This window comes from Providencia sp. PROV004, assembly GCF_011045615.1.
Taxonomy (GTDB): Bacteria; Pseudomonadota; Gammaproteobacteria; order Enterobacterales; family Enterobacteriaceae; genus Providencia; species Providencia rettgeri.
In genome coordinates, this window is sequence record NZ_CP042859.1 from 266,551 (window position 1) to 291,126 (window position 24,576).

The 24,576-nt window shown below is 41.0% G+C and carries 19 protein-coding genes; 5 read left to right on the plus strand and 14 right to left on the minus strand.

The genetic code is table 11. From position 1 onward, the window contains the following. Positions 1 to 2: 2 nt before the first annotated feature. From FVA69_RS01200 to FVA69_RS21330, 9 genes are all read right to left on the minus strand, one after another. Complete coding sequence (locus FVA69_RS01200) at positions 3 to 518, minus strand: fimbrial protein (RefSeq protein ID WP_164528274.1); 516 nt, start codon at positions 516 to 518, stop codon at positions 3 to 5. A 9-nt stretch (positions 519 to 527) separates the two neighbouring features. Further along, the gene (locus tag FVA69_RS01205; RefSeq protein ID WP_164528275.1) at positions 528 to 1,514 is read right to left on the minus strand and encodes a fimbrial protein; all 987 of its coding nucleotides are present in this window, start codon (positions 1,512 to 1,514) and stop codon (positions 528 to 530) included. A 13-nt stretch (positions 1,515 to 1,527) separates the two neighbouring features. Beyond that, complete coding sequence (locus tag FVA69_RS01210) at positions 1,528 to 4,038, minus strand: fimbria/pilus outer membrane usher protein (RefSeq protein WP_164528276.1); 2,511 nt, start codon at positions 4,036 to 4,038, stop codon at positions 1,528 to 1,530. 26 nt (positions 4,039 to 4,064) lie between these two features. Further along, complete coding sequence (locus FVA69_RS01215; RefSeq protein WP_004266101.1) at positions 4,065 to 4,733, minus strand: fimbrial biogenesis chaperone; 669 nt, start codon at positions 4,731 to 4,733, stop codon at positions 4,065 to 4,067. A gap of 59 nt (positions 4,734 to 4,792) precedes the next feature. Further along, positions 4,793 to 5,317 (minus strand): fimbrial protein, encoded by a 525-nt coding sequence (locus FVA69_RS01220; RefSeq protein ID WP_109912401.1) that lies wholly within the window; start codon positions 5,315 to 5,317, stop codon positions 4,793 to 4,795. 902 nt (positions 5,318 to 6,219) lie between these two features. Continuing rightward, on the minus strand, positions 6,220 to 7,692 hold the full coding sequence (gene glnG, locus FVA69_RS01225) for a nitrogen regulation protein NR(I) (RefSeq protein ID WP_164528277.1): 1,473 nt from the start codon (positions 7,690 to 7,692) through the stop codon (positions 6,220 to 6,222). 9 nt (positions 7,693 to 7,701) lie between these two features. Continuing rightward, entirely contained in the window at positions 7,702 to 8,751 is a 1,050-nt protein-coding gene (glnL, locus tag FVA69_RS01230) for a nitrogen regulation protein NR(II) (RefSeq protein ID WP_004266098.1), read from the minus strand. Positions 8,752 to 8,907: 156 nt separating this feature from the next. Then, on the minus strand, positions 8,908 to 10,317 hold the full coding sequence (glnA, locus tag FVA69_RS01235; RefSeq protein ID WP_004266097.1) for a glutamate--ammonia ligase: 1,410 nt from the start codon (positions 10,315 to 10,317) through the stop codon (positions 8,908 to 8,910). A 359-nt stretch (positions 10,318 to 10,676) separates the two neighbouring features. Next, on the minus strand, positions 10,677 to 11,531 hold the full coding sequence (locus FVA69_RS21330; protein WP_227024231.1) for a PadR family transcriptional regulator: 855 nt from the start codon (positions 11,529 to 11,531) through the stop codon (positions 10,677 to 10,679). Between the two features lie 433 nt (positions 11,532 to 11,964). Between FVA69_RS21330 and typA the strand changes: the two genes are divergently transcribed. After that, on the plus strand, positions 11,965 to 13,788 hold the full coding sequence (typA, locus tag FVA69_RS01245) for a ribosome-dependent GTPase TypA (RefSeq protein ID WP_164528278.1): 1,824 nt from the start codon (positions 11,965 to 11,967) through the stop codon (positions 13,786 to 13,788). A gap of 76 nt (positions 13,789 to 13,864) precedes the next feature. Here the strand turns inward: typA and FVA69_RS01250 are convergent, their stop codons facing one another. Beyond that, positions 13,865 to 14,467: a hypothetical protein gene (locus FVA69_RS01250; RefSeq protein ID WP_109912874.1), complete on the minus strand. Its 603-nt coding sequence runs from the start codon at positions 14,465 to 14,467 to the stop codon at positions 13,865 to 13,867. A 350-nt stretch (positions 14,468 to 14,817) separates the two neighbouring features. Between FVA69_RS01250 and yihX the strand changes: the two genes are divergently transcribed. The 3 genes from yihX to fabY all read left to right on the plus strand — a co-directional run bounded on the left by yihX (position 14,818) and on the right by fabY (position 16,869). Continuing rightward, the gene (yihX, locus tag FVA69_RS01255; protein WP_004266093.1) at positions 14,818 to 15,432 is read left to right on the plus strand and encodes a glucose-1-phosphatase; all 615 of its coding nucleotides are present in this window, start codon (positions 14,818 to 14,820) and stop codon (positions 15,430 to 15,432) included. Between the two features lie 61 nt (positions 15,433 to 15,493). Further along, a complete protein-coding gene (dtd, locus tag FVA69_RS01260) occupies positions 15,494 to 15,931 on the plus strand; it encodes a D-aminoacyl-tRNA deacylase (RefSeq protein WP_004266092.1) in 438 nt (145 codons plus the stop codon). A gap of 23 nt (positions 15,932 to 15,954) precedes the next feature. Beyond that, positions 15,955 to 16,869, plus strand: a complete 915-nt coding sequence (fabY, locus tag FVA69_RS01265) for a fatty acid biosynthesis protein FabY (protein ID WP_004266091.1) — start codon at positions 15,955 to 15,957, stop codon at positions 16,867 to 16,869. Between the two features lie 79 nt (positions 16,870 to 16,948). Here the strand turns inward: fabY and FVA69_RS01270 are convergent, their stop codons facing one another. After that, a complete protein-coding gene (locus FVA69_RS01270) occupies positions 16,949 to 18,703 on the minus strand; it encodes an AsmA family protein (RefSeq protein WP_164528279.1) in 1,755 nt (584 codons plus the stop codon). Between the two features lie 126 nt (positions 18,704 to 18,829). Further along, positions 18,830 to 20,218, minus strand: coding sequence for a uracil-xanthine permease family protein (locus FVA69_RS01275; RefSeq protein WP_004266089.1), 1,389 nt, complete (start codon positions 20,216 to 20,218; stop codon positions 18,830 to 18,832). A gap of 235 nt (positions 20,219 to 20,453) precedes the next feature. Here FVA69_RS01275 and gltS point away from each other — a divergent pair, with 235 nt between their 5' ends. Continuing rightward, positions 20,454 to 21,668, plus strand: a complete 1,215-nt coding sequence (gltS, locus tag FVA69_RS01280; RefSeq protein ID WP_004266088.1) for a sodium/glutamate symporter — start codon at positions 20,454 to 20,456, stop codon at positions 21,666 to 21,668. 97 nt (positions 21,669 to 21,765) lie between these two features. Here the strand turns inward: gltS and recG are convergent, their stop codons facing one another. Further along, positions 21,766 to 23,847 (minus strand): ATP-dependent DNA helicase RecG, encoded by a 2,082-nt coding sequence (gene recG, locus FVA69_RS01285; RefSeq protein WP_004266086.1) that lies wholly within the window; start codon positions 23,845 to 23,847, stop codon positions 21,766 to 21,768. Positions 23,848 to 23,862: 15 nt separating this feature from the next. Next, positions 23,863 to 24,576: a tRNA (guanosine(18)-2'-O)-methyltransferase TrmH gene (gene trmH / locus FVA69_RS01290; protein ID WP_109912877.1), complete on the minus strand. Its 714-nt coding sequence runs from the start codon at positions 24,574 to 24,576 to the stop codon at positions 23,863 to 23,865.

Consider the following 24,576-nt stretch of genomic DNA (forward strand, 5'->3'; position numbering starts at 1 on the left):
TTTTATAAATAGGTAATTGTTGCCGTAATATTGGCGGAAATGGTTCCTGGTGTGGCATTACCTAATGAGCTAAAGGCACGTGTACGTAATGGAATATTAATATTCGCTTGCCCATTTGTCGGAACTTGTAATACTTTTTGGTTACCTAATGCAGTTGTTCCATTACCATTTTGTAGTTGTACGGCTAGGTTTTTAGCTGTGCCTTGATTTTTGTATAAACTTGCTACATCCGCGGTATCCGCCGTCCCTGTAAACGTCAGTTTTACTTGGTTAATAAAAGATGAACAATTATTTAGGCTGATATTAAATGTATTCCAGTTAGAACCAGAGCTCGCATTGCGAAATACATCAGCTGAAATACTTTTCAGGTCAATATCAATATTATTACCACCAGTAATATTACAAGTTGCCGCTCTAATATTACCGGTGAAATTCAACGTGACAGTGCTAGCAGCGAATGAATTCCCATTGAATATTAAGCTACTAAGTAAAAGTAAATTTTTAGATATTATTTTCATTTTTTATTCCTACTCATAGCGGATATTGACAGTTGCAGACGCATTTGCTGTACCTGACGTAATATTATCTGCTGTTTTTATATAGCGTGCCTTCCAATTAAACATGTAATCACCAGCTGGGACATTATTTTGCAGGCTGTTCTTAGTATTCAGCTTGATTGGATTATTATTTTTATCCAATAATTGTATTGCGACACCAGTAGCACTATTAGCTCCTGTTAGCCCTAATTTTCCGGTTGCGGTATCTTCATATTTAGAACTTGTCACTGTCGCTTTAATATTGGTGCCAACTGCACAAGTTAATGTAATTGGAATATCAACCGGTGTGCTGGTTGAGCCTATATTGGGAAATTGCGTATCATACCAATCTTTCATATTAATATTATATGTAGACTGATTATTCTTTAATGAGCAACTCACAACAGAAATACGATAATTACTTCCAAAACCAAGTGTAGCGCCTAAAAATCGCGTACCAACCTTAGTGTTATATTGTGTAAGATTTGCAATATGCCCACTTCTAATCACACCCGAAGTGGCAATTGTTCCTGTTTTTAATATTTCAACTTCCCAGTTATTATACCCATTAGTACTTGTAAGCGTATATGACTTATCTATTGTCACTGATCTTGTTGGGATATAACCAGGTAAGACATTGTTGGTAAATTTGATTCTGACACCCACGCCAGGAATATTGGTTGGTGCAATTTTACTTGAATTGGCTGACCAACCATTTACATAGTAGGTATCTAAATATCCACCACAATCATTTTCATATGGCATGGCAAAAATATAATCAGCGGTGAATGCTCTAATACTATGACTTGCTAATACATAATTGTTGGCATGCAAATTATCATATTGTACATAAATTGTTTTATCAGGAATATTATGATGAGCAGTGTAGGTGCCTTTAAGACATTCAGCATAAGATGCATATGAATTAAAAAATAAGCATCCAAATAATAAGGGTAATTTATATAGTGTTATTTTCATGATAGACTCCCAATTATCGGCAAACCGCTGCTGTTTTATATAACCCCATATAATTCGATATACCCGCTAAGTTATAATTTACTTGGCATTGCTGTTTATCGTTGTATTGAATAATAAAACTGCCGTTTTCAGCTAAGCCAGATAAATAAATTTCGCCATCATTGCCTACTATATTATTTAGCTGTGGATTATCTTTAAATATGGCCTGAGCACCGAAAGGCACAGGTTTACCATCAGCAAAACTTAATATCATGATGGCACGGTACCCGATATTCGCTGCAAAATTGGCTTTCACCAGTGCACCACGACTTGGAGCAACACTTTGGCTGGTTAATTCCATTTCGGTATTTTCAGGCAACCCCGAGGTATCGATATCAATCACATTTTTGCGATAAGCCGTGACATAAGGTACTAGCGCATAACCTTGGTTATTGGTGACAACCCCAGCTTGGTTTAAAATAGGAACATCACCCGCGTCAGGGATTTCTACAATAGCCGCGGTTTCGCCTAATTGCTGGCCAAGAACTAGTCCGCCAGAGTGAGCCACTAAGCTACCATTAACCCCGTAATAGAGGTTATAGTTGTCTTTGCTATAGCCAGTTCCACCTGAAACTTCACCATATTGCCCTTTATAAGAGGCATTCATATTACCGCTAGTGCCTTGTTCTCGAGTGGTAAAGCCTTGTTGCATACTCCAATTTAAGCGGTTATTGAGCTGAGAGGCGGAAAGCCCGATACTGCCTGTGCTTGGACCATTACTGCTGCTGTTACTGTTAAAGTTGTAGTAGAAAGTATTATCAAACACGCTAAACGGTACACTGACAGAGAAAGCAAGTTGATGATCATCTTCACTTTTCGTACGGCTACCGGAGCTATAGGAGTAACTATTGGTATTTTTGTTATAGGTATAATTCAAGCTATAACTGATGCCTTGCCAACTATTGTTGTAACCCACGGTGGCAGATTGTGTTTTGCGGTCACTATTCCAGTAGTCCTCATTGATATAACCGACTGAAATTGAACCAAAGCTATCTCCTAAATTTTGACTGAGAGTGATCTCACCGCGATTACGGCGGCGTTCAATTTCTGGTGCATAGTTTGTATTTCTATAACCATCAAAGACTTCCGCTAAACTGTAGAACCCTTTAGTGGAATAACGGTAACCTGCCAAAGCAATATTAGTACCAATGTCGTTGATATTTTTGTTATAGCGAAAACGGTATGACTGACCTTTTTCCGTAACATCATTACTTAGCGTTGAATTTGCATGAGTAACATCAATAGATAATGCACCAAACCGTCCAAGGTTTTGACCCGTACCAATAGAATAAGATTGGTAGTGCTCACTGACTTGGCTACCACCATAAGCGGTAATACCATAAGGTAAACCATAGATTAAGGTAAACTGGCCAAATTTAGTTTTATCAATGCTACTGTCATAAGCGCGGTATTCCCCGCCTGTTACGCTATAAGAAAAATACCCCTCACGCTGTAATACGGGTAATGAAGCAAAAGGAACGATTTGATATTGCTCGCTCCCATTGGATTCTTTGATGGTGACATGTAAATCTCCACTTCCCCCTGTTGGGTATAAGTCTGTGATTTCAAAAGGGCCCGCTGCCACTTCAGTTTGGTAGATAATGTAGCCATTTTGGCGGATCGTTACTTGTGCATTGCTACGCGCTATCCCGCGTACAACGGGTGCATAGCCGCGCAAACTTTCAGGGGACATATCATCATCTGTCGCAAGCTGAGCTCCGCGAAATGGCACGCTATCAAAAACCATCGAAGGTGAGACACTATCCCCCAAGGTTAACTGACTTTTGATACTATTTATGCCACGTGATGCATAGGTATAAATGGTGTCCCATTTACCAGATTGGTCAGTATTGCTTGACCATGTGGTGTAATTCCGTAACCGCCAAGCTCCAATATTTAAACCGGGTCTTAAATTCACATAATGGGATGTATTATCTGAGCCATTTTTTTTACGATCATAATTTTTCGACCCGTTATAGCTATAATTTAATAACAGTGCATTGATCCCATTATCAATATTAGCTAGGTCAACGTAACCCCTTGGGTTTCTGTCTAATGCGATTTGAGGAATACTTAAATATAAACGTTGAGAATCAAACTCAAAGTTACTGGTGGCATCAGGGATCGCGGCAAGATTGACACAGTGACTTCCTGCTGTTTGCAATTCAGGGTATTCCGCTGTTTTAATACCAAATTCTTTAATGTCAGCAAGTGATAAACACGGAATTAATTGGTTCTGGCTATTTTTTTCGAATTTAAGATTTTTAGCACCAATTAAATTAGTATTGACATAAATATCAACATAGTAGTCACCAGCTAATTGTTCGTTATTCTCAAATTGTGATAAATCAACTGAGTCTTTATTCGGCAATTCTAAGAAATCGGGATCAAAGTAGACATTGTTTTCTGTTTTTTCTTCAGCATATAACGATGCGGTATAGCCTAAATATAATAGTAGGCCCAGAGATATTTTATTTATTTTCATGATAAAGCCCAACTTATTTTATAGTTTTATATTTTCGTTTCGAGTGCTTCTGGCGCGGCGCCATAATCATTAATAACTTCCCATTTAATTGTTCCATTGGTATTTGAGTTATTAATCTCGAAAGTTGCGTTTGAGAAAGGTGCAGCATAAGAAACATCATTAGCTTTTGTTCCGTTAAAGCTGATGCTCTGAAAATTCATAAAATAAGGTGTTGGGTTATTAACTGTAATTTTATTCCCAGATTTAGACCATACTAATTTTTTTTGCTCTTCAATAAAATTGACATCCTTTAAAGCTTTAGGACGATAAATGAGTTTCATCTGTGTTTTAAAGGCAATTTGTAATGAATTTTCTGTTCTTTCTGTTGCTGGGATCGTTTTTATATTTAGCCAGAATAATGATTCTCTATCATTCGGTAGTTTATTTTCGGTTAAAAATATTCTAAGTGCATTTGTTTTTTCAGCATTAAGCCTAAATAATGGTGGTGTTATAGTGAAATCTGACTGTTTTTTTTCATCTATATTATCTATCCAGGATTGAATTAAATAAGGGATCTTATCTGGGTTTTCTACACTGATACTAACATCTTTGTTTCCCTCATTATAAATAACACGAGTTCCACCAATAATAACGCCTGCATTTGCAGTATTTATTAGCAGAAATAAAGAAATAAAAATATAGATAATAGATCTCATAATACCACCATTGAATGTTATTAGATAAGGTTCAATTCCATTTAAACCTTATTTGTTACTTAGTTATAATTGATTGTGAAAGTTGCCGTACCGTTCGCTGGACCCGGTGTTACAGAGTCAGTTTTGGCAATATAACGCGCTCTGAAATCTAAATTATTTTCTACATTTTCTTTCAATGGGTATGCTTTAGATGCGGTAAATAGTGGAACGACTTTATTAGTATCGTCAGTAATTTGAATGCCTACACCTGTTGCAACTCCGGTTTCTTCTTTTAATTTAATAACTTCATCGTCACCAATATAAGAGTCAGCATCGAATTTAACTGAAGCCGTTGTCACTGTAGCTGGGCAGTTAATTAATTTAATAGTAAATTTAGTTGCAGCAGCAGTACTTCCTGCAGTTGGTAATGCCTTTTTAGATACTTGGCCTAAGTTTACTTTTAATGCGTCAGAGCCCGCAGCTAATTCACATGCTTGGTCAATGATTTCACCGGTAAAGTCGATAGTACCATCTGCAGCTAATGCATTATTAACAGCAAAGATTGAGGTTGCAGCAATTAATGATGCAAGTAAGTTTTTTTTCATTTGTTTTTCTCCAAAAGATAATTATTTATTTTTCATTGAGTAGGTGGAATTACCAATTACTCAATTGGAGAGTATTTTGAAACTATTTTTTAAAACAAACAAGTTTTGTAAAATTTGGTAAAATATAATTAAATTTTGAAGTATTTAATTTTTTTAATTAAGTTAACACCGTATGGGAGAGCAATTGAAGTTCTATTTTATCTTAAGGTAAATATATTTTTAGATGAGTTTTTTACTAAAGTGAAATAACGATATAAAACTAAGAATAATTATAATGTGGGAGATAAATTTAATTTGTCTCTCATATGGTGATTATTTGGGTTTATAAGGCCCTGGCACATCAGACCACATTTGAAGAATGTTTTATTTGTACTATCGTAAAACGAAATAATAGTATAACTATCGAATTTCGTAGGTCTAAAAGTGCTACTTATTTCATTTTTTGAATAAATAAAGGTTATTACCATTCAGGATATGAATGAAAATTGCAGGGTGATTAATCTCGGTTTTCAGAAAACATTAAATTACCCTTTGAATATCTTCGATTAAATTCAATTGAGTAGCCTTAATTTTAATTAATTATGCTAAGGCTACATAAGAAGTTTCTTATTTATAGATACGTTTAAGCTACAGTGTTCATTGTTATAAATTTCCTATAAACGACGTTATTTTTGTATTAATGCTACTTGTATAAATTGAAATTCTGTTCAGGTGATAATAAGCTTTCTGCTTGCAATATCTTTTTTTTATTTTGTTTATTATTCATTGTGTTAATTGGTGTTGGAATAGTAAAATCAATAATTAATTCCTGAATATCAAGGTCGAATTATTTAATATTAAGATAAGTATGAAGTAATAAATTACTTCGTACATTATCTTAATATGATAGTGAACATTTGAAGTTATTCAATTCCTAGCTCTTTTAATTTACGGGTTAGGGTATTTCTCCCCCAGCCTAATAAACGGGCGGCTTCTTGTTTGTGTCCATTGGTGTATTTCAACGCGCACTTTAACATTGTACGTTCGAGTAAGGGAATGGCCTGTGCAAAGAGGTCTTCTTTGCCCTCTATTAATGCGTTATCGGTCCACTCTTCAAGTAATTCAAACCACTGAGCGGCAGAACTCGGATTGTGCGATGACAATGATTGTGTTGGCACGGCATCGGTTTGCGATGATTTTATTACGGCATTTTGTTGTGGATGTTCTTCAAGCAAATCATCGGGCAAATCTTGCGGTAAAATTTCTTGGCTTGCCGCCATCACGGTTAGCCAACGGCAGACATTCTCCAATTGGCGAACATTACCTGACCAATAATAGCGCTGAAGAATTTTTTCGCTGTCGGGGTGGAGAACCTTAGCCTCGACACCGAGTTCTTTTGCCGTATTTTGTAAAAAATAATCGGCGAGACGCGGGATATCCTCAATGCGTTCACGTAATGGCGGTAATTGCACTCGAATGACATTTAACCGATGAAATAAGTCTTCGCGAAATAAACCTTCTTTAACCCGCTTTTCGAGGTCTTGGTGGGTTGCTGCAATAATCCGCACATCCACATTGACTGGGGTATAACCGCCAATACGGTAGAATTGGCCTTCCGCCAGAACACGTAACAAGCGAGTTTGGACATCAAGGGGCATATCGCCTATTTCATCTAAAAATAAAGAGCCATGGTTAGCTTGTTCGAATCGGCCTTGACGTACTTGGCTCGCGCCGGTGAAAGCGCCTTTTTCGTGACCAAATAGCTCAGATTCAATTAAGTCTTTGGGGATGGCGGCCATATTTAATGCAATAAAAGGGGCATCGGCGCGAGGGCTGTGCTGATGTAACGCGTGGGCAACCAGCTCTTTCCCAGTGCCTGATTCACCATTAATAAGCACACTAATTGATGAACGTGATAAACGGCCAATAATGCGATAGACCTCTTGCATTGCTGGTGCTTCACCGATCATCGTCGAAGAAACAACGGGGGTGGCTGGTTTAGCTTCACGGCCTGCATGGTTTTGTTCACGACTATGATTTAAAGCGCGTTCGACCAAGGCAACGGTTTCATCAATATCGAAAGGTTTTGGCAAGTAATCAAAAGCACCTGATTGGTAGGCATTCACGGCAGCATCAAGGTCAGAGTGTGCGGTCATGATAATAATCGGTAAAAGGGGGTGCGATTGTTTAATTGTATTTAGTAGCTCAATACCATTTTTACCTGGCATACGGATATCTGATAACAACACATCAGGGAGTGAGTTTTCTAATGCGCTGAGCACTGCATTCGCACTATCAAAGCAGGTACAAGCAAAATTAGCATTATTTAATGCGCGTTCAAGTACCCAACGGATGGAGCTATCATCATCAACCACCCAAATTTTTCCCTGCGTCATGGTTATCTCCTATTTCTTAATTGGTAGATAAATGGAAAACTCAGTGTGGCCCGGCCAACTGGTAAATTCGATTTTTCCTGCGTGTTGGTCAACTAAACTGCGAGCAATCGACAGGCCAAGCCCTGTGCCATCAGGTCGTCCGCTGACCATGGGATAGAACAACGTATCCTGAATTGCCAATGGAATACCGGGACCGTTATCTTCAATATCAATACGTGCAGCTAATCTATAACGTTCACCTTGCAATGTGACTTGAAAAGCTGTTCGTGTACGCAAAGTGATATAACCTCCCGTTTCGGCGAGGGCTTGTAAGGCGTTTCGGGTGATATTTAGAAGCACTTGCTCGATTTGGTCCGGGTAATACTCTAATTCAGGCAAACTTGGGTCATAATCACGAGTTAGTGTTACATTATCGGGTTTTTCTAATGACACTAACCGCGTTACGTTTTCCATAATATGATGAATACTTTGTTGCGTTTTCGGCCCCGGGTATTGTGGCCCAAGTAGCCTATCAACCAGTGCTCGCAGGCGGTCGGCCTGTTCGATAATCACTTGAGTATATTCATTTAATTGTGGGTCAGGCAGCGCTTTAGAGAGCAGTTGCGCAGCGCCTCGCAAACCCCCGAGTGGGTTTTTAATCTCGTGAGCAAGCCCACGGATCAGTTCACGGGCAGCGAGCTGCTGGGCATTTTGTGCGAGTTCTTGGCTCAAACGTCGCTGGCTATCTAATTGTGAAAGCTCAACTAAAATAAATTGTTCTGAAAAAGGCTGGGCGCTGCACGACATCACATGAGAATGGTTGTTAAACACTAAAGTGACTTCATTTTCGGTAAAGCTATGGCCTTCTTTTAGGCTATTGAGCATCAGTTCATCATTGAGTGAACAATAGCTGAATAACAGGGGGAGAGGCGTACCATATAGCTTGCGCTGGCTTTGGGTTAAGATCTGGAGTGCAGCATGGTTGGCGTAATGGATAACCAAGTCGTAATCCAAAATTAGCACGCTATTAATGAGAGAGTCGAGAATATGTTCCGGTGCTGGCAAGTGTTCGGTTTTCATGTAATATTGCTCCTGCACTATTTTGGTGCATTATACCTGATAGACCAAACAACCGATATTTGATTTTTGTTGCGTAAGTACCTTAGAGATAAAAGGCCCCATCGAAAGATGGGGCAAGTGCTTCACGGCAACAAAGACTAACAGTGGAACGGCGTGTTACACACTGTAGTACATTTCAAATTCGAGAGGGTGTGGTGCCATACGAACACGTTGTATGTCGGCACGGGTTAATTCGATATAGGCATCGATAGCATCATTAGTGAATACACCACCACGGGTTAAGAATTCACGGTCTTTATCTAATTCGGCTAACGCTTCATCTAAAGAACCTGAAACTGTTGGGATTTCTTTGGCTTCTTCAGGTGGTAAGTCGTATAAGTTTTTGTCCATCGCATCGCCAGGGTGGATTTTATTGATGATACCATCAAGACCCGCCATTAACTGGGCTGCAAACGCTAAATATGGGTTAGCTGCAGGGTCTGGGAAGCGAACTTCAATACGGCGTGCTTTTGTACTCGCAACCACTGGAATACGAATCGAAGCAGAGCGGTTACGTGCAGAGTATGCCAACATGACTGGCGCTTCAAAGCCCGGAACTAAACGTTTGTATGAGTTAGTGGTTGGGTTAGTAAATGCGTTCAGCGCACGTGCATGCTTAATAATACCGCCGATGTAGTACAGCGCCATTTCTGATAAACCGCCGTATTTGTCACCTGCGAACAGGTTCACACCACCTTTAGATAAAGACATATGGCAGTGCATACCAGAACCATTATCACCCACTAAAGGTTTTGGCATAAAGGTCGCTGTTTTGCCGTATGCATGGGCAACATTGTGAACGACATATTTATAAATCTGAGTTTCATCCGCTTTTTTGGTCATGGTATTAAAGCGGGTAGCCACTTCGTTTTGGCCTGCGGTCGCTACTTCATGGTGGTGAGCTTCAACAACTAAGCCCATCTCTTCCATTGTGGTACACATGGCTGAACGCAAGTCTTGTGATGAATCAACCGGTGGAACGGGGAAGTAACCGCCTTTTACTGCAGGGCGATGGCCTTTATTGCCACCTTCGTATTTGGTTCCTGTATTCCATGCAGCTTCGATATCATCGATATGGTAGTAGCTACCGTGCATGTTGTTGCCAAAACGAATGTCATCAAAAACGAAAAATTCAGGCTCTGGTCCAAAGAGAACGATATCAGCAATCCCGCTGGAGCGCAGGAAATCTTCTGCGCGTTTTGAAATTGAACGTGGGTCTCTGTCATAACCTTGCATTGTGCCCGGCTCTAAAATATCGCAGCGTATAATCAATGTGATATCGGCAAAGAACGGGTCTAACATCGCGGTAGACGCGTCAGGCATTAATACCATGTCTGACTCATTGATGCCTTTCCAGCCACCAATAGATGAACCATCAAACATCTGGCCTTCTTCAAAGAAGTCTTCGTCAACTTGGTGAGCAGGGATAGTGATGTGTTGCTCTTTACCTTTAGTGTCGGTAAAACGCAGATCAATAAATCTAACATTGTGCTCTTTAATTAACGATAAAACATGTTCAGCGGACATCTCGGCTCTCCTGGTCGGGTCTAATCAACAAATCACAAGCTATTTTTGAGGGTGTGTTTGTTGTTTGTCTGGCGTGCTAGTCATATAAAAGTGGTTAGTACGCGCTCTATAAATAGATAAGCGAAAAGCGTGCCAACTTTTTAATTATAGCAAATACTGATTGTTACGTGAGGACGAGGGATTTTCATCATGCTGCATTGGTCGTATTGCACTATATTAGTGCATGAAATGACTATTTTGCACTGTTCTAGTGCGTTTGCGAGTGGAGCTCAAATAAAAAAGCCAACATTGCGCTCTGTTAAAGCATAAGGTTGGCCGGATAAAAAAGAAATGAGGTGGTTTAATGCCAGACAGCTACATTAATCTTCATCGCTATTAGTTAATAATGTATTCACTTCTTCAATTTGTTTTACTGCATCATTGATGATGGAGGCAATTTGGCGCGTCTGCTCTTCGTTTAGTTGTTTTAAAACCATTTTGTGACGTAATAAAGCTTTAAAACGACTGACTGCCATTTCAATGTCTTCTGCTAAATTACTGCCTTGTTGCATATCACGTGCTTTAGCCAGTTTGCGAGCAATAACCGCTTCAATTTCTTTATTTTGAGCTAAATGATCAGAGCCTTCCGGCGTAATCGTAAAACTTTTTCGATTACGTTCAACAATCTGAGACTCCAAGAAGCCTTGTTCTTCTAACAGGGTTAGAGTGGGATAAATAACACCCGGGCTTGGCACATACAAGCCATTTGAGGCTTCTTGAATATCCTTGATAATTTCGTAGCCATAGCTTGGTTTTTTAGCGACTAACGAAAGTACCATAATATGAAGGTCGCCATGGTCGAATAAACGACGTAGGCCTTTACCTCTTCCACGACCTCTTTGGCGGTCATCACCATGTCCACGACCATGACGGCCTTCGCCGTGGCAGCGTTCACCATGTCCACGACCATGACGGTCTTCGCCGTGGCAGCGTTCACCATGTCCATGTCCATGACGGCCTTCGCCGTGGCAGCGTTCACCGTGTCCACGACCATGACGGCCTTCACCGTGGCAGTGTTCACCGTGCCCATGGCGGTCATCACCATAATAGTCATCTCCGTGGTTGCAATGTTCGTGACTATGACGGCCTTCATTGTGGCAACATCCACCGCGATGGCCATGTTGATTTTCATCATGGCGTGCATAATATACATGACGACAAGATTTAATTAGCATATAGTTACTCCTTAGTTTGTAACTTTAGATATATCGAATTTGTTTTCTGGTTTTACTATATTTAGATATATCTAATTAGTCAATTTAGATATATCTAAATAACGCAAAAAGATATTTAAACTGGTAGTTAAGAAAGAAAGTCTATTTTTTGTTCTTTTTTTGGGCTGCTAATATTAAGTTTTTAGCGTATTATTCTGTCACTTCGTGGTTTCGCAGAGATGATGCTCATTATTTTGTGAGGGAATCTGGCACTGTTACGCAACTGAATGTTTTTTCGCTAAAAACTTTTTATACAGTGATGGGTTTCACATTTATTCCACTTGTGCGGAAAAACGTGTAAAATAACAGCAAATTAACGTAGAAAGTATGTTTTGGGTGTGAATAACGGCTCAGTAAGCATATTCCTTTCCTGTCAATTAAACGGTAAAAATCCTTGTCAATTCAAAATTTAAGAAACATCGCCATCATCGCTCACGTTGACCATGGCAAGACCACACTGGTTGGTAAATTATTGCAGCAATCAGGCACGTTCGGTGAACGTGAAACTGTTGATGAGCGTGTTATGGACTCCAATGACTTGGAGAAAGAGCGTGGTATTACTATCCTTGCTAAAAATACCGCTATCCAATGGAATGGTTATCATATCAATATCGTAGACACCCCAGGTCACGCCGATTTCGGTGGTGAGGTTGAGCGCGTTATGTCTATGGTTGACTGTGTACTGCTGGTTGTTGATGCGATGGATGGCCCAATGCCACAAACTCGCTTCGTAACGCAAAAAGCGTTCGACCACGGTTTACGTCCTATTGTTGTTATCAATAAAGTTGACCGCCCAGGCGCACGTCCTGATTGGGTTGTTGACCAAGTATTCGACTTATTCGTGAACTTAGGTGCAACGGATGAGCAACTCGATTTCCCTATCGTTTATGCATCTGCATTAAACGGTATTGCTGGTCTTGACCACGAAAACATGGCTGAAGACATGACTCCACTGTACGAAGCTATCGTGGAACACGTTGCGCCACCAGCGGTAGATATCGATGGTCCATTCCAAATGCAAGTTTCGCAATTGGATTACAACAGCTATTTAGGTGTTATCGGTATTGGTCGTATCAAACGCGGTGTTGTTAAGCCTAACCAACAAGTAACGGTTATCGATAGCGAAGGTAAAACTCGTAACGGTAAAATTGGTAAAGTTCTGACTCACTTAGGTTTAGAGCGTATTGACTCACAACAAGCGGAAGCGGGTGACATTGTTGCTCTGACCGGTTTGGGTGAACTGAATATCTCTGACACCATTTGCCAAGTCGGTAGCGTTGAAGCACTGCCTGCATTAGCGGTTGATGAGCCAACAGTTAGCATGTTCTACTGTGTTAACACCTCACCATTCTGTGGTAAAGAAGGTAAATTCGTGACTTCACGTCAGATCCTTGACCGTTTGAATAAAGAATTGGTTCACAACGTTGCACTACGCGTTGAAGAAACTCAAGACCCAGATGCATTCCGCGTTTCTGGTCGTGGTGAGCTTCACTTATCTGTTCTGATTGAAAACATGCGTCGTGAAGGTTTCGAATTAGCCGTATCTCGTCCAAAAGTTATCATTCGTGAAATCGAGGGTCGTAAACAAGAGCCGTTCGAACAAGTGACGTTAGACGTTGAAGAACAGCATCAAGGCGACATCATGAAAGCATTAGGTGAGCGTAAAGGCGACCTGCGTGACATGATGCCAGACGGTAAAGGCCGTGTACGTCTTGATTACGTCATTCCAAGCCGTGGTCTGATTGGCTTCCGTACTGAGTTCATGACAATGACATCAGGTACTGGTTTACTGTACTCAACGTTCAGCCATTACGATGATGTTCGCCCAGGCGAAATCGGTGGCCGTCAAAACGGTGTTCTGATCTCTAACGGACAAGGTAAAGCGGTTGCTTATGCACTGTACAGCCTGCAAGACCGTGGTAAGCTGTTCTTGGGTCACGGTGCTGAAGTGTATGAAGGCCAAATCATTGGTATTCACTCACGTTCTAACGACTTAACTGTTAACTGCTTAACTGGTAAAAAACTGACTAACATGCGTGCGTCAGGTACTGATGAAGCGACAACTCTGTCACCACCAATTAAAATGACTCTGGAACAAGCTCTTGAGTTCATTGATGATGACGAATTAGTTGAAGTGACTCCGCAGTCTATTCGTCTGCGTAAACGTCATTTGACTGAGAACGATCGCCGCCGTGCAAACCGTTCTAAAGAAGACTAATTACCATGATGTAATGTTGTTTATTACTTTATTGTAGTTATGAGTGTAGTAAGGCGCCTTTCGGCGCCTTACTTATTTATAAAGGCTTATCTTTTTTCATAAAATACAGTGATGAAATAAATAGTCCGATAATTAAAGGGATTTCGTACAATTCTTCGATAAGGCTTTGAAGTTCAGAATGATATAGAAAAACTGAACTGAGAAACCTATGGTGTTCAACACTGTCTGAAATTAAAAAAGCACACAGGGTTAGTAGTAGGCTCCAAAGTGGAATAGCCGTGTTTTTTAGGTGAAAAACAATACTTTTTCTTAATGGTGAAGCACATAGCATCAAAACTAAACTGCTAATCAAGGTAATAGAAATTAGCCTGAAATAAGTGTGATCCAGATTAGGGAAAAATTCTCGTCCCCAATTTGTTCCTCTGCCAAATAATGTTACCCACCAGATAGTTGCCCATAACCAAAATAATTTCATTCCCTGACTTTTTTGCTGTAATGGTCTCATATAAAACCAAGTGAAAAAGACACAAAAAATTAGAGTGGCGGATTGAAAATGTTCAATAACTTTTGTTGTAAGGTCGATATTGAAATTCAGAGGGAAATAATTAAATAATGGAATTAAAAATAAACTTCCCCATAGAATAGCAATCGGCCAAGAGATTGTTTTATCTATTTTCATAGTCTGGCTTTTATATTTTAAGATTTATTTATTACTGATAATGCATTGATATCAGCTCACATTGCTTATGTGTAACTTGCTACGTACAAGCCATTATGCAAAAAGCCGATAGTGGGACTTAACATTTAGTATCAAAAACCGAGAGTGTGGTGTGAAATAGCACCTTTGGGATAAAAAGCGTTTTCTCGATAACAGAATAAATCGGCTGGTTTTCTGCTCATTAATTGCGCTAAGTGTGGATTGCTTAATCGATAAATTGACAAAATAACGTGAATTATCACTAATTAGGGCTGTTCAGTTGCCCGAATAATGATTAAAGTAAATTTAGTGAATAACAATGAGGAAAATTTATGCTGTATATCTTCGATATGGGTAATGTGATTATTGATATCGACTTTAATCGTGTATTTGATAAATGGTCTGAACTCAGCGGCACACCAAGTGAAGAAATCAAATCACGTTTTACTTTTGGTAATATCTTTCAATTACATGAGTGTGGAAAAATTTCAGACATCGAGTTTGCTGAGCTGCTTTGTGAAGAAATGGACATTACACTAAGCTTTGAAGACTTTGCTGAAGGCTGGCACGCTATTTTTATTTCGTTACGACCTGAAGTTATTGATATTATGGAACGCCTGCGTGAACAAGGGCACCGAGTGGTCGTTTTATCGAATACTAATCGCCTACATCTCGACTACTGGCCAGCACACTACCCAGAAATTGCAGCTTCCTCCGATTTCTTATATTTATCCCAAGATTTAGGCATGCGTAAGCCTGATCCTGAAATTTACAAATATGTACTGCAATCCGAAGAGTTTGATGCTGCAGATGCTATTTTCTTTGATGATGTCGAAGAAAATATAAAAGCCGCAGAAGCCCTTGGTATTCGCAGTATTCATGTTGTGAATAAAGACACCATTCCTGAATATTTCCGCACTTACGATTTTAGTGCAGAAGTTGAATAATATCCTGATTTTATAGTGGGGCAACGGCTAACGTTGCTCCATCTTTTTGTAAAGAGTCATCATGATTGCATTAATCCAGAGAGTCACTCATGCGAGTGTAGTTGTTGATCAGAAAATAGTAGGACAAATAAATGCTGGGCTGCTGGTTTTGCTTGGTGTTGAAAAAGATGATGATGAACAGAAAGCCAAACGTTTGTGTGAAAAAGTATTAGGCTACCGTATTTTTAGTGATGAACAAGGGAAAATGAATCTCAATGTTCAACAAGCAGGTGGTAGCTTGCTGGTGGTTTCTCAATTTACTTTAGCAGCTGATACCAAAAAAGGTATGCGGCCTAGTTTTTCAGGGGGGGCAGAACCTGAAAGGGCAGATACTTTGTATCAATACTTTGTTGAACAAAGTCGCCAACAAGGGGTTGAAACACAAACGGGTGAATTTGCCGCTGACATGCAAGTGAATTTAACCAATGATGGCCCTGTCACCTTCTGGCTACAAGTGTGAGTCCATTTTTAAAGGGGGAAGCGATGTACCATTTACGTACACCGAAAGACGATATTGAATTTGCAACTTATTACCATTTTCGCTGGGAAATGTTGCGAAAACCGTTTAATCAACCCCTAGGTTCTGAAAAAGATGGCTATGACTTAACGGCACACCATCAAATGGTCGTCGATGATAAAAACCGTATTCTTGCCATTGGTCGTTTGTATATTAATGCTGACAACGAAGGCGCTATTCGTTTCTTAGCCGTTAACCCGGCAATGCAGGGAAAAGGGCTTGGTAAGTTGATTATCATGGCGCTGGAATCTGTTGCTCGGCAAGAAGGGGTAAAACGCATTGTATCAAGCGTTCGTGAAGAAGCAGTTCCATTTTTCAATAAAATGGGGTTTGAAAATCGAGGGCAAGTAGCAGGGCAGCTAAAAACGCCAGTGCGCCATTACTTGATGATCAAACCCATTGAGACATTAGACCAAATTCTGCATCGCCCAGACTGGTGTGGCGAGTTACAACAAGCCTGGTATAAGTATATTCCATTGAGTGAAAAAATGGGTGTCCGAATCGACCAATACACAGGAACTCGTTTTATTACCACCATGCCAGAAGCGGGCAACCAAAACCCTCATGAAACCATATTTGCAGGGAGCCAATTTTCATTAGCTACCCTAACAGGATGGGGGCTGATTTGGCTATTAATGCAAGAACACCAGCTTGGTGGTGATATTGTGCTAGTCGATGCCAGTATTCGTTATGGTAAGCCAGTAAGCGGTAGGCCGACAGCAACTGCGGACTTAGCCAATATGAGCGGTGACCTTGACCGCTTAGCGCGAGGTAGCAAGGCGCGAGTAAAACTGAACGTTGAGGTTAGTAACCCTGATGGTAAAGTAGGCGCTGTATTCAGCGGTGTTTATATGGTGTTACCTGTAGAAACAGCCAAGTAAAGTTACCCATTGAATATTAAAAAAGAAAGGCAGGTTCGATTGACCTGCCTTTTGTATTTCTATGAATTGACAGTTTTTATTAATTGCTAAGTGCGGGGAGCGGTTCTGCCAAAGAAGGCTCAGTAGGCTGCAAATCGGTTTCGGACTCTACTGAAGAGGTGACAACCCCGTTCACAACAGTACGGAATAGACGTTTACCTTGCAATGGTATGGCCATCAATTCCCCATTCAAACTTTTTTCCACTGATGGGGCGAGCAAATCACCTTGTAATGTTGCATCAAAGTCACCGATGACTTGAGCGGGGAAGCCTGTCCAACCCCATTGATTTAAATCAACGAGGTCAATATTAGAACCTGATGCTCTCAGTAAAAAGGGAACTTTTTTCGGTTCTTGCTTTACCAGCAAGCCAATTTTACTGATGCCTTTATCGGTACTGACCGTTAAGCTCACCGCCGCTGAGGATTTACCACTTTGACGTACTTCAATAAATGGCCGGCGTACGAGAACTTGGTTGATTGTGCCGCTATCTGCAGTAAATGTCGCTTTACCGCTCCAAATTCCCCACTGTTTTTGTTTAATCAAATCGACATTTTCGATATTGCCGCTTAGAGCGGTCAATTCGAAAGGAAATTGTGCCTGGATATTCATCAAAAGTGATTGAGAAAGGGTGAACTTTTTGATGTTTAAACCAGATAACCACGTTGGGGTTGGTTCTGCGAAGAAGGACAACCAATTTTCAGGTAAGGTATATAAGATACCCGCGAGTTTACCTTCGTCAATGGTTAGTATTTGATCATTACGTTGCCAAGACCCACTGAGATTAAAGACACCTTTATTATAGTAACCCGATAACTTATTGATATTAAGGCTGTCGCCATTGATACTTAGCTCACCAATTAAGGTACTCAGTTGCTGGTCTTTTACGACGAATTGGTCGACATTAAAGCTAATATTGCCTTTGGGATTAGTCCAGCTTCCTCTTAAGAAGCTGAGTTGGTCAATTTCGGTACTTAAGCCAGAAAGTGCCCAATCCCTTCCTTGGATATCAACGTTGGTTAATTCTACCTGTTTGACCTGCAGCGATTTTTCACTCGTTATTGCATCAAATAGTGAATCGAAATCAACATTATTTTCCCAGCCGACTTTATTCATGGTGAGGGAGTCAACCATGATAGAGCCATCGCTAAGTACCTTCCCAGCACCCGCAATATAGCCATTATTTAAGTAGGCACTTGCTTGGCTTATTTCTGTTCCTTGCTGCTGCAATTTACCAGTAATGGCAACATTCTTGAAGGAAAGGCCATTGAATTTTAATTGGTTAGAGGTAAATCGAAAATCACCGTAACCAAAAGGGGATTTTTCGGCTGGTTTCCAAGGGGTAATTCCTCCCGTGAAGCCAGTGACTTGCACAGTATCGTTGTCTTTTTTAAGCGTAATTTGGCTATTTTCAAATTGCAAAATATTTGCAGAAATAGGGAACAGCACCGTATTTGGTAAGACGGTTGTCGATAATGTTCCTTGAGTGATAACTAAACGTTTGATAGCCGTACCGCTAAATAGGTTTCGCCAATTAATATCAATTACGACTTGTCGTGAATCTAAAGAGAGATCGCTGTTTTTAGACGTTAATTTAACATCTTGGAAAATGAATTCACCGGGGTTAGAAAACTCATGTCCCATAATTCCTACATCAATATCGTAGTCGGTAAATTTACTTAAAAATTGACTGGAGTAGGATGCACCCCAACGGGTTTGTAGCCCGATATAAGTAAAAATAAACAATAGCAGCAGTAACAAAAGTGCATAGGTAGTAAATTTGATTAACCATTTCACAGTTTACTGCTCCTTTGGTTTGTGGACGAATAGACACAAAAAGAAACCGTCTAATATAGCGACAATTTAAGGATAGCATACAGAAAAACCGCCAGAATGTTCAACACTGGCGGCTAGAATGAAAGATTATTTTTCGAGAGGGAAGACTAAATTCAGAACAATTGCAGTTAAACCACCCGCAGCAATCCCCGAAGAAAATAATGTTTTTAGCCAGTCAGGTGCGAATTGTAAAATCAAAGGTTGTTGTGAAACGCCCATACCCACTGCGAGAGAAAGGGCGATAATCATAATTGCACGGCGATTGAGTGGCTCGCGAGAGACTATCCTTACACCTGAAGCGGCGATGGTACCAAACATCACAATGGTTGCTCCGCCCAGCACAGGTTCGGGAATTTGCTGCACGAAGCCTGCAACGGCAGGGAACAACCCTAATAACACCAACATTAAAGCGACAATGTAGCCGACATAGCGGCTTGCCACCCCAGTTAATTGGATAACACCGTTGTTCTGCCCAAAGCAAGAGTTAGGGAAAGTATTAAATACCGCAGAAACCATTGAATTCAAACCATTGGCGAGTACGCCACCTTTAATTCGTTTCATGTATAAAGGGCCACGAACAGGTTGTTCTGATACGTCAGAAGTGGCGGTAATATCACCTATCGTTTCTAAGGAAGTCACCATAAAAATAAGAATTAATGGGATCAACAGGTTCCAGTCGAATGATAAGCCATAATAAAAAGGCTCAGGGACAGTAATAATTGGCTGATTGGCTTCCACGGGTTGCGCATTTGGCAACATATCCATCCACCAAGCGGCAAGGTAGCCAACCGCCATCGCGATGACGAGAGAAGCAACGCGCAAGTAAGGGTTTTTCTGGCGATTCAAGAGGATAATAACGGCTAATACAATCCCCGCTAAAATCAAGTAATCAGGGGAACCAAAAGTATTGTCACTAATAGCACCATAGCCACCACCAATGGACGTTAATCCCACTTGAATTAAGGACAATCCAATAATCATCACGACCACGCCAGAGACCAATGGTGTGATAACGCGACGTGCTAAATGTAAGAAGCGTGAAAGAATGACTTCAGTGAGTGCGGCGACGAGTAAAGTACCAAACAAAGCTGCCATCATGGATGGGATATCAGCACCACCTTGCTTGAGTGCAACACCTCCCATAATTAAAGGTGCAACAAAGTTAAAACTGGTTCCTTGAATCGAAAGCAGGCCTGAGCCAATAGGGCCCCACGCGCGAATTTGAATTAAAGAGGCAATACCGGAGGCAAATAAAGACATACTGATGATGCGCTGAGTGTCGTGGGCTGGTAGCCCCAAAGCTTGGCAAATCAGCATTGCAGGGGTAATAACTGCGACAAACATCGCAAGAAGGTGTTGCCCGGCAGCAAACAAGGCTTGCGGCAGCGGTGGGCGGTCTTCTAATTTGTAGATGAGTTCGCTTTGCGTTTGTGTGGTCGCTTCAGTAGTTTGTTTTTCAGACGTCGCAGTATTCATTGCCTTCATTTCTCGCCAACAAAAAACGCATTGTAATGCGAGGAATTTAAAAAGCAATCGTTTGCGCGTAAAAAATATTGATCAATGTTAAATAAGGCTGTCACATTTTTATATCTTTTAACTTGTATTTATAACAGTTTTTTTTTCTAATCCTATAACCTGCTTTTGGCGTTTTAAGGAAGAAATTAACGTCTTACTAGTTTTTGATAATTTTAACAACAGACGAGGTACGTGAATGTATCATCTCGATGTCTACGGTACACTGGTAGCAGCTACCTTAGTATTATTGCTTGGGCGTAAACTGGTCAAATCAGTCCCTTTTCTTGAAAAATATACAATCCCTGAACCCGTTGCGGGTGGGTTGTTAGTTGCTTTTAGTCTTTTATTGCTTAAACAATTATTTGACTGGAGCCTTTCTTTTGACTTATCACTGCAAGAACCTATGATGCTGGCATTTTTTGCCACAATTGGTCTTAATGCCAACCTTGCAAGCTTGAAGGCTGGCGGTAAGGCATTGTTTATCTTCATTTTTGTAGTTGTCGGTTTATTACTTGTCCAAAATACAGTAGGGATTGCTCTTGCTGAATTATTGGGATTAGACCCTCTCATGGGGCTGTTAGCTGGCTCAATTACCTTATCCGGTGGTCATGGAACTGGTGCGGCATGGGGGAAAATTTTCACTGAAAATTATGGTTTCCAAAGTGCAACAGAAGTTGCAATGGCTTGTGCTACATTTGGGTTAGTTCTTGGTGGTTTAATCGGTGGACCTGTTGCACGTTTTCTAACGCGTAATATCCCAACGCCTGGAACGGCTGAAGATGATAAAGACGTTCCAACTGCATTTGAAAAGCCACAATCCGGCCGCATGATCACTTCAATGGTTTTAATTGAAACTATTGCATTGATCGCTATTTGCCTATTGGTGGGGAGCTTTATTGCAGGTCAGCTCGCTGACACGGTGTTCGCGTTACCTAAATTTGTGTGTGTATTATTTGTTGGGGTGATTTTAAGTAACAGCCTTTCTATCCTTGGCTTCTATCGCGTGTTTGACCGCGCAGTTTCTGTTATGGGGAACGTCAGCCTATCGTTATTCTTAGCGATGGCTTTGATGAGCTTGAAGTTATGGGAATTGGCGTCATTAGCAATTCCAATGATTGTCATTCTTGCAGTACAAGCCTGTGTGATGGCGGGATACGCTATTTTTGTCACTTTCCGTGTGATGGGCAAGAACTATGATGCTGCTATTTTAGCCGCTGGTCACTGTGGCTTTGGTCTTGGGGCTACACCAACAGCAATTGCGAATATGCAAGCAGTAACGGATAGGTTGGGTCCATCCCATCTTGCGTTCCTTGTGGTACCAATGGTTGGGGCTTTCTTTATTGATATTGTTAATGCGATAGTCATTAAATTGTATTTAATGTTGCCAATATTCCCAACGATTGCTGGGTAGTTTTTATTTAATAATAAATCAAGTAAAGCAGGTATTGCCGTGAAAATATTCACGGCAATTTTCATTTTAAGGAACGGATAAAAAGAAGATATAAGATTTAAGCGTGACTGTATTGTTCTCGCTCAGGTAACCAACGCTCAATAAGCTGTTGCGCATTCTCGGGGTAATTTTGTTGAATATGGCGTGCAAGGCGTTGCACTTCTGGCAACATATATTGGTCACGTAATAAATCAGCAACTTTAAATTCTGCATTTCCTGTTTGCCTAGTACCCAATAATTCCCCAGGCCCACGAATTTCGAGATCTTTTTGTGCGATAACAAAGCCGTCATTGCTGTCTCGCAACACTTGTAGTCTTTGTTTCGCGGTATGGGTTAGCGGGGTTTTGTACAGTAATACGCAGTGAGATGCGATAGCTCCTCGGCCGACTCGCCCTCTTAGTTGGTGCAACTGAGCTAAGCCAAGGCGCTCAGGGTTATCTATAATCATTAAACTTGCATTAGGGACATCAACGCCGACTTCAATGACCGTTGTAGCGACAAGCAGCTGAATTTCATTTCTTTTAAAGGCTGCCATAATACTTTGTTTTTCAGCAGGTTTCATCCGACCATGAACTAACCCTACTTTCAATTCAGGTAATGCCAGTGTGAGCTCTTCGCAGGTCACTTGAGCCGCTTGTGCTTCTAATAATTCCGAGTCTTCAATGAGCGTACAGACCCAATAGGCTTGGCGGCCTTCTTCAATACAGGCTTGACGAACGCGTTCAATAATATCGTTACGGCGAGTGTCTGGTATGGCGACAGTGGTGACAGGCGTTCGACCTGGAGGAAGTTCATCGATAACGGAGGTATCTAGGTCTGCATAAGCTGTCATCGCCAATGTACGTGGGATTGGCGTAGCGGTCATGATCAATTGATGAGGGTGATACCCTTGTTGTTCACCTTTTTCACGCAGAGCGAGCCTCTGATGAACGCCAAAGCGATGTTGCTCATCAATTATAACAAGCCCCAGAGCTTTAAAGCTCACTTGCTCTTGGAAAATAGCGTGTGTTCCCACTATCATCGCAACTTCTCCATTTGCGATAGCATCTTGCTGTGCCTGACGTGCCTTACCCTTTTGTTTACCTGCGAGCCAACCGACTTTAATGTCTAAAGGTTCTAACCATTGTTTGAACGTATTGGCATGTTGCTCTGCAAGAATTTCGGTAGGAGCCATCAAAGCCACTTGTTTGCCATTCTCGATGGCACAAACGGCTGCTAAGGCTGCAACGAGAGTTTTCCCTGATCCCACATCCCCTTGAATCAAGCGCATCATAGGGGCGTCTTTAGCGAGGTCTGCTTCAATTTCGCCAACAACACGGTTTTGTGCATTTGTTGGTGAAAACGGTAATTGCGCGAGTAACTGAGATTTTAACTGACCACTTGTCACTAAAGGTTCAGCATATAGGCGTTCGTTGCCTGCACGGATGGCTAGCATGCTGAGATGGTGAGCGAGTAGCTCTTCGAGGATTAACCGTTTTTGAGCTGGGTGGTGTCCTTTTTCAAGTTCACTCAAAGCAACATTCGGGGGAGGGTTGTGTAATAAGCGAATGGCATCTGGTAAGCTTATCATGCCCCGGCTAAGTTCTTCCGGTAATAACTCCTTTATGTTCCCACTATCGAGTAATCCTAGCGCTTGCTCCATGACTTTACGTAAAGTCACTTGGCGAACACCTTCAGTGGTTGGATAAACGGGTGTTAAGTTCTCTTGCAAGCTGATATTGCTAGTATCTTGCGAAACTTTATATTCAGGGTGAATTATTTCTGGCCCTGTATTTCCTCTGCGAACCTCCCCATAGGCAGTGACCTGTTTTCCTTCCGCTAAGTTATTTTTCATTGCCGCTGAAAAATTAAAAAAACGTAAAGTGAGGTTGCCTGTGCCATCGGAAATTAAGCAGGTCATCATTCTTTTGCGGCCAAATACGACTTTAGTTTGCAGTATTTCACCAGTAATCGTTGCAGTCGTGCCGGGTAGGAGATCTTTTATTTGATATAGACGGGTGTGGTCTTCATAGCGCAAAGGAAAATGGAGAAGAAGGTCTTGAACGGTGTTCAAACCGATTTTACGCATTTTTTCTGACTGGCTTGCTCCAATTCCGTGCAATGAAGTCAGTGAAATGGTATCAAGTAGCCCATTATTCATATTATTTCCTTTTATTTAACCAAACTGCTGTCTTTTCATTTTTTCGGTTAATTGCATTTGCGCCCACCACGTGTCATCAGCTTCAATTTGCCCTTGGTTATTGATAAATGGGCGAGGAAGTCCCTTACGTTTAGCAACTTCAGCCAGTACAGGATAACCGCCTTCAAATAACCAGGTTTGTTGCTCATCAGGTGAGAGTAGACAATGTTCACGCTCGTACATACCCGCTTGCTGCCGTTGCCTTTGGGCTTCATATAAAATCAACGCAGAAGCGACGGAAACATTCAAAGATTGCACCATGCCAGCCATTGGAATGATAATGTGTTTATCAGCCAATGCGAGGGCTTGTTGTGAAATCCCGGTTTTCTCTTGTCCCATCATAATACAAGTTGGCAAAGTATAATCAATTTCACGAAAATCAACGGCATGTTCCGACAAGTTAGTTGCCAAAACCTGCATGTTTTGTGATTTTATTTGGGAAATTGCTTCTTCGGTGGATGTGTGTGAAATAATTTTAACCCAGCTATTACTCCCTGCAGCAGAAGAAACGGACAGTTTGACTTGTTGGTCAGGCCAAATAGCATGAATTTGATGGATCCCTACGGCATCGGCACTGCGTACAATGGCAGAAACATTATGCGGTTTATGAATTTCTTCGAGGCAGAGAGTTAGGTCGGGCTGCCGCATCGCCATCATTTGGCAAATGCGGCGATAGCGGCGTTCATTCAT

Excerpts from the sequence above, each read along its gene's own strand:
- FVA69_RS01275 (WP_004266089.1), bottom strand. The coding sequence starts at position 20,218 with ATGAATACTGCGACGTCTGAAAAACAAACTACTGAAGCGACCACACAA.
- fabY (WP_004266091.1), top strand. The coding sequence starts at position 15,955 with ATGTACCATTTACGTACACCGAAAGACGATATTGAATTTGCAACTTAT.
- recG (WP_004266086.1), bottom strand. The coding sequence starts at position 23,847 with ATGAATAATGGGCTACTTGATACCATTTCACTGACTTCATTGCACGGA.
- FVA69_RS01200 (WP_164528274.1), bottom strand. The coding sequence starts at position 518 with ATGAAAATAATATCTAAAAATTTACTTTTACTTAGTAGCTTAATATTC.
- FVA69_RS21330 (WP_227024231.1), bottom strand. The coding sequence starts at position 11,531 with ATGCTAATTAAATCTTGTCGTCATGTATATTATGCACGCCATGATGAA.
- FVA69_RS01205 (WP_164528275.1), bottom strand. The coding sequence starts at position 1,514 with ATGAAAATAACACTATATAAATTACCCTTATTATTTGGATGCTTATTT.
- trmH (WP_109912877.1), bottom strand. The coding sequence starts at position 24,576 with ATGAATGAACGCCGCTATCGCCGCATTTGCCAAATGATGGCGATGCGG.
- FVA69_RS01210 (WP_164528276.1), bottom strand. The coding sequence starts at position 4,038 with ATGAAAATAAATAAAATATCTCTGGGCCTACTATTATATTTAGGCTAT.
- glnA (WP_004266097.1), bottom strand. The coding sequence starts at position 10,317 with ATGTCCGCTGAACATGTTTTATCGTTAATTAAAGAGCACAATGTTAGA.
- FVA69_RS01215 (WP_004266101.1), bottom strand. The coding sequence starts at position 4,733 with ATGAGATCTATTATCTATATTTTTATTTCTTTATTTCTGCTAATAAAT.
- FVA69_RS01250 (WP_109912874.1), bottom strand. The coding sequence starts at position 14,467 with ATGAAAATAGATAAAACAATCTCTTGGCCGATTGCTATTCTATGGGGA.
- dtd (WP_004266092.1), top strand. The coding sequence starts at position 15,494 with ATGATTGCATTAATCCAGAGAGTCACTCATGCGAGTGTAGTTGTTGAT.
- glnL (WP_004266098.1), bottom strand. The coding sequence starts at position 8,751 with ATGAAAACCGAACACTTGCCAGCACCGGAACATATTCTCGACTCTCTC.
- gltS (WP_004266088.1), top strand. The coding sequence starts at position 20,454 with ATGTATCATCTCGATGTCTACGGTACACTGGTAGCAGCTACCTTAGTA.
- FVA69_RS01220 (WP_109912401.1), bottom strand. The coding sequence starts at position 5,317 with ATGAAAAAAAACTTACTTGCATCATTAATTGCTGCAACCTCAATCTTT.
- glnG (WP_164528277.1), bottom strand. The coding sequence starts at position 7,692 with ATGACGCAGGGAAAAATTTGGGTGGTTGATGATGATAGCTCCATCCGT.
- yihX (WP_004266093.1), top strand. The coding sequence starts at position 14,818 with ATGCTGTATATCTTCGATATGGGTAATGTGATTATTGATATCGACTTT.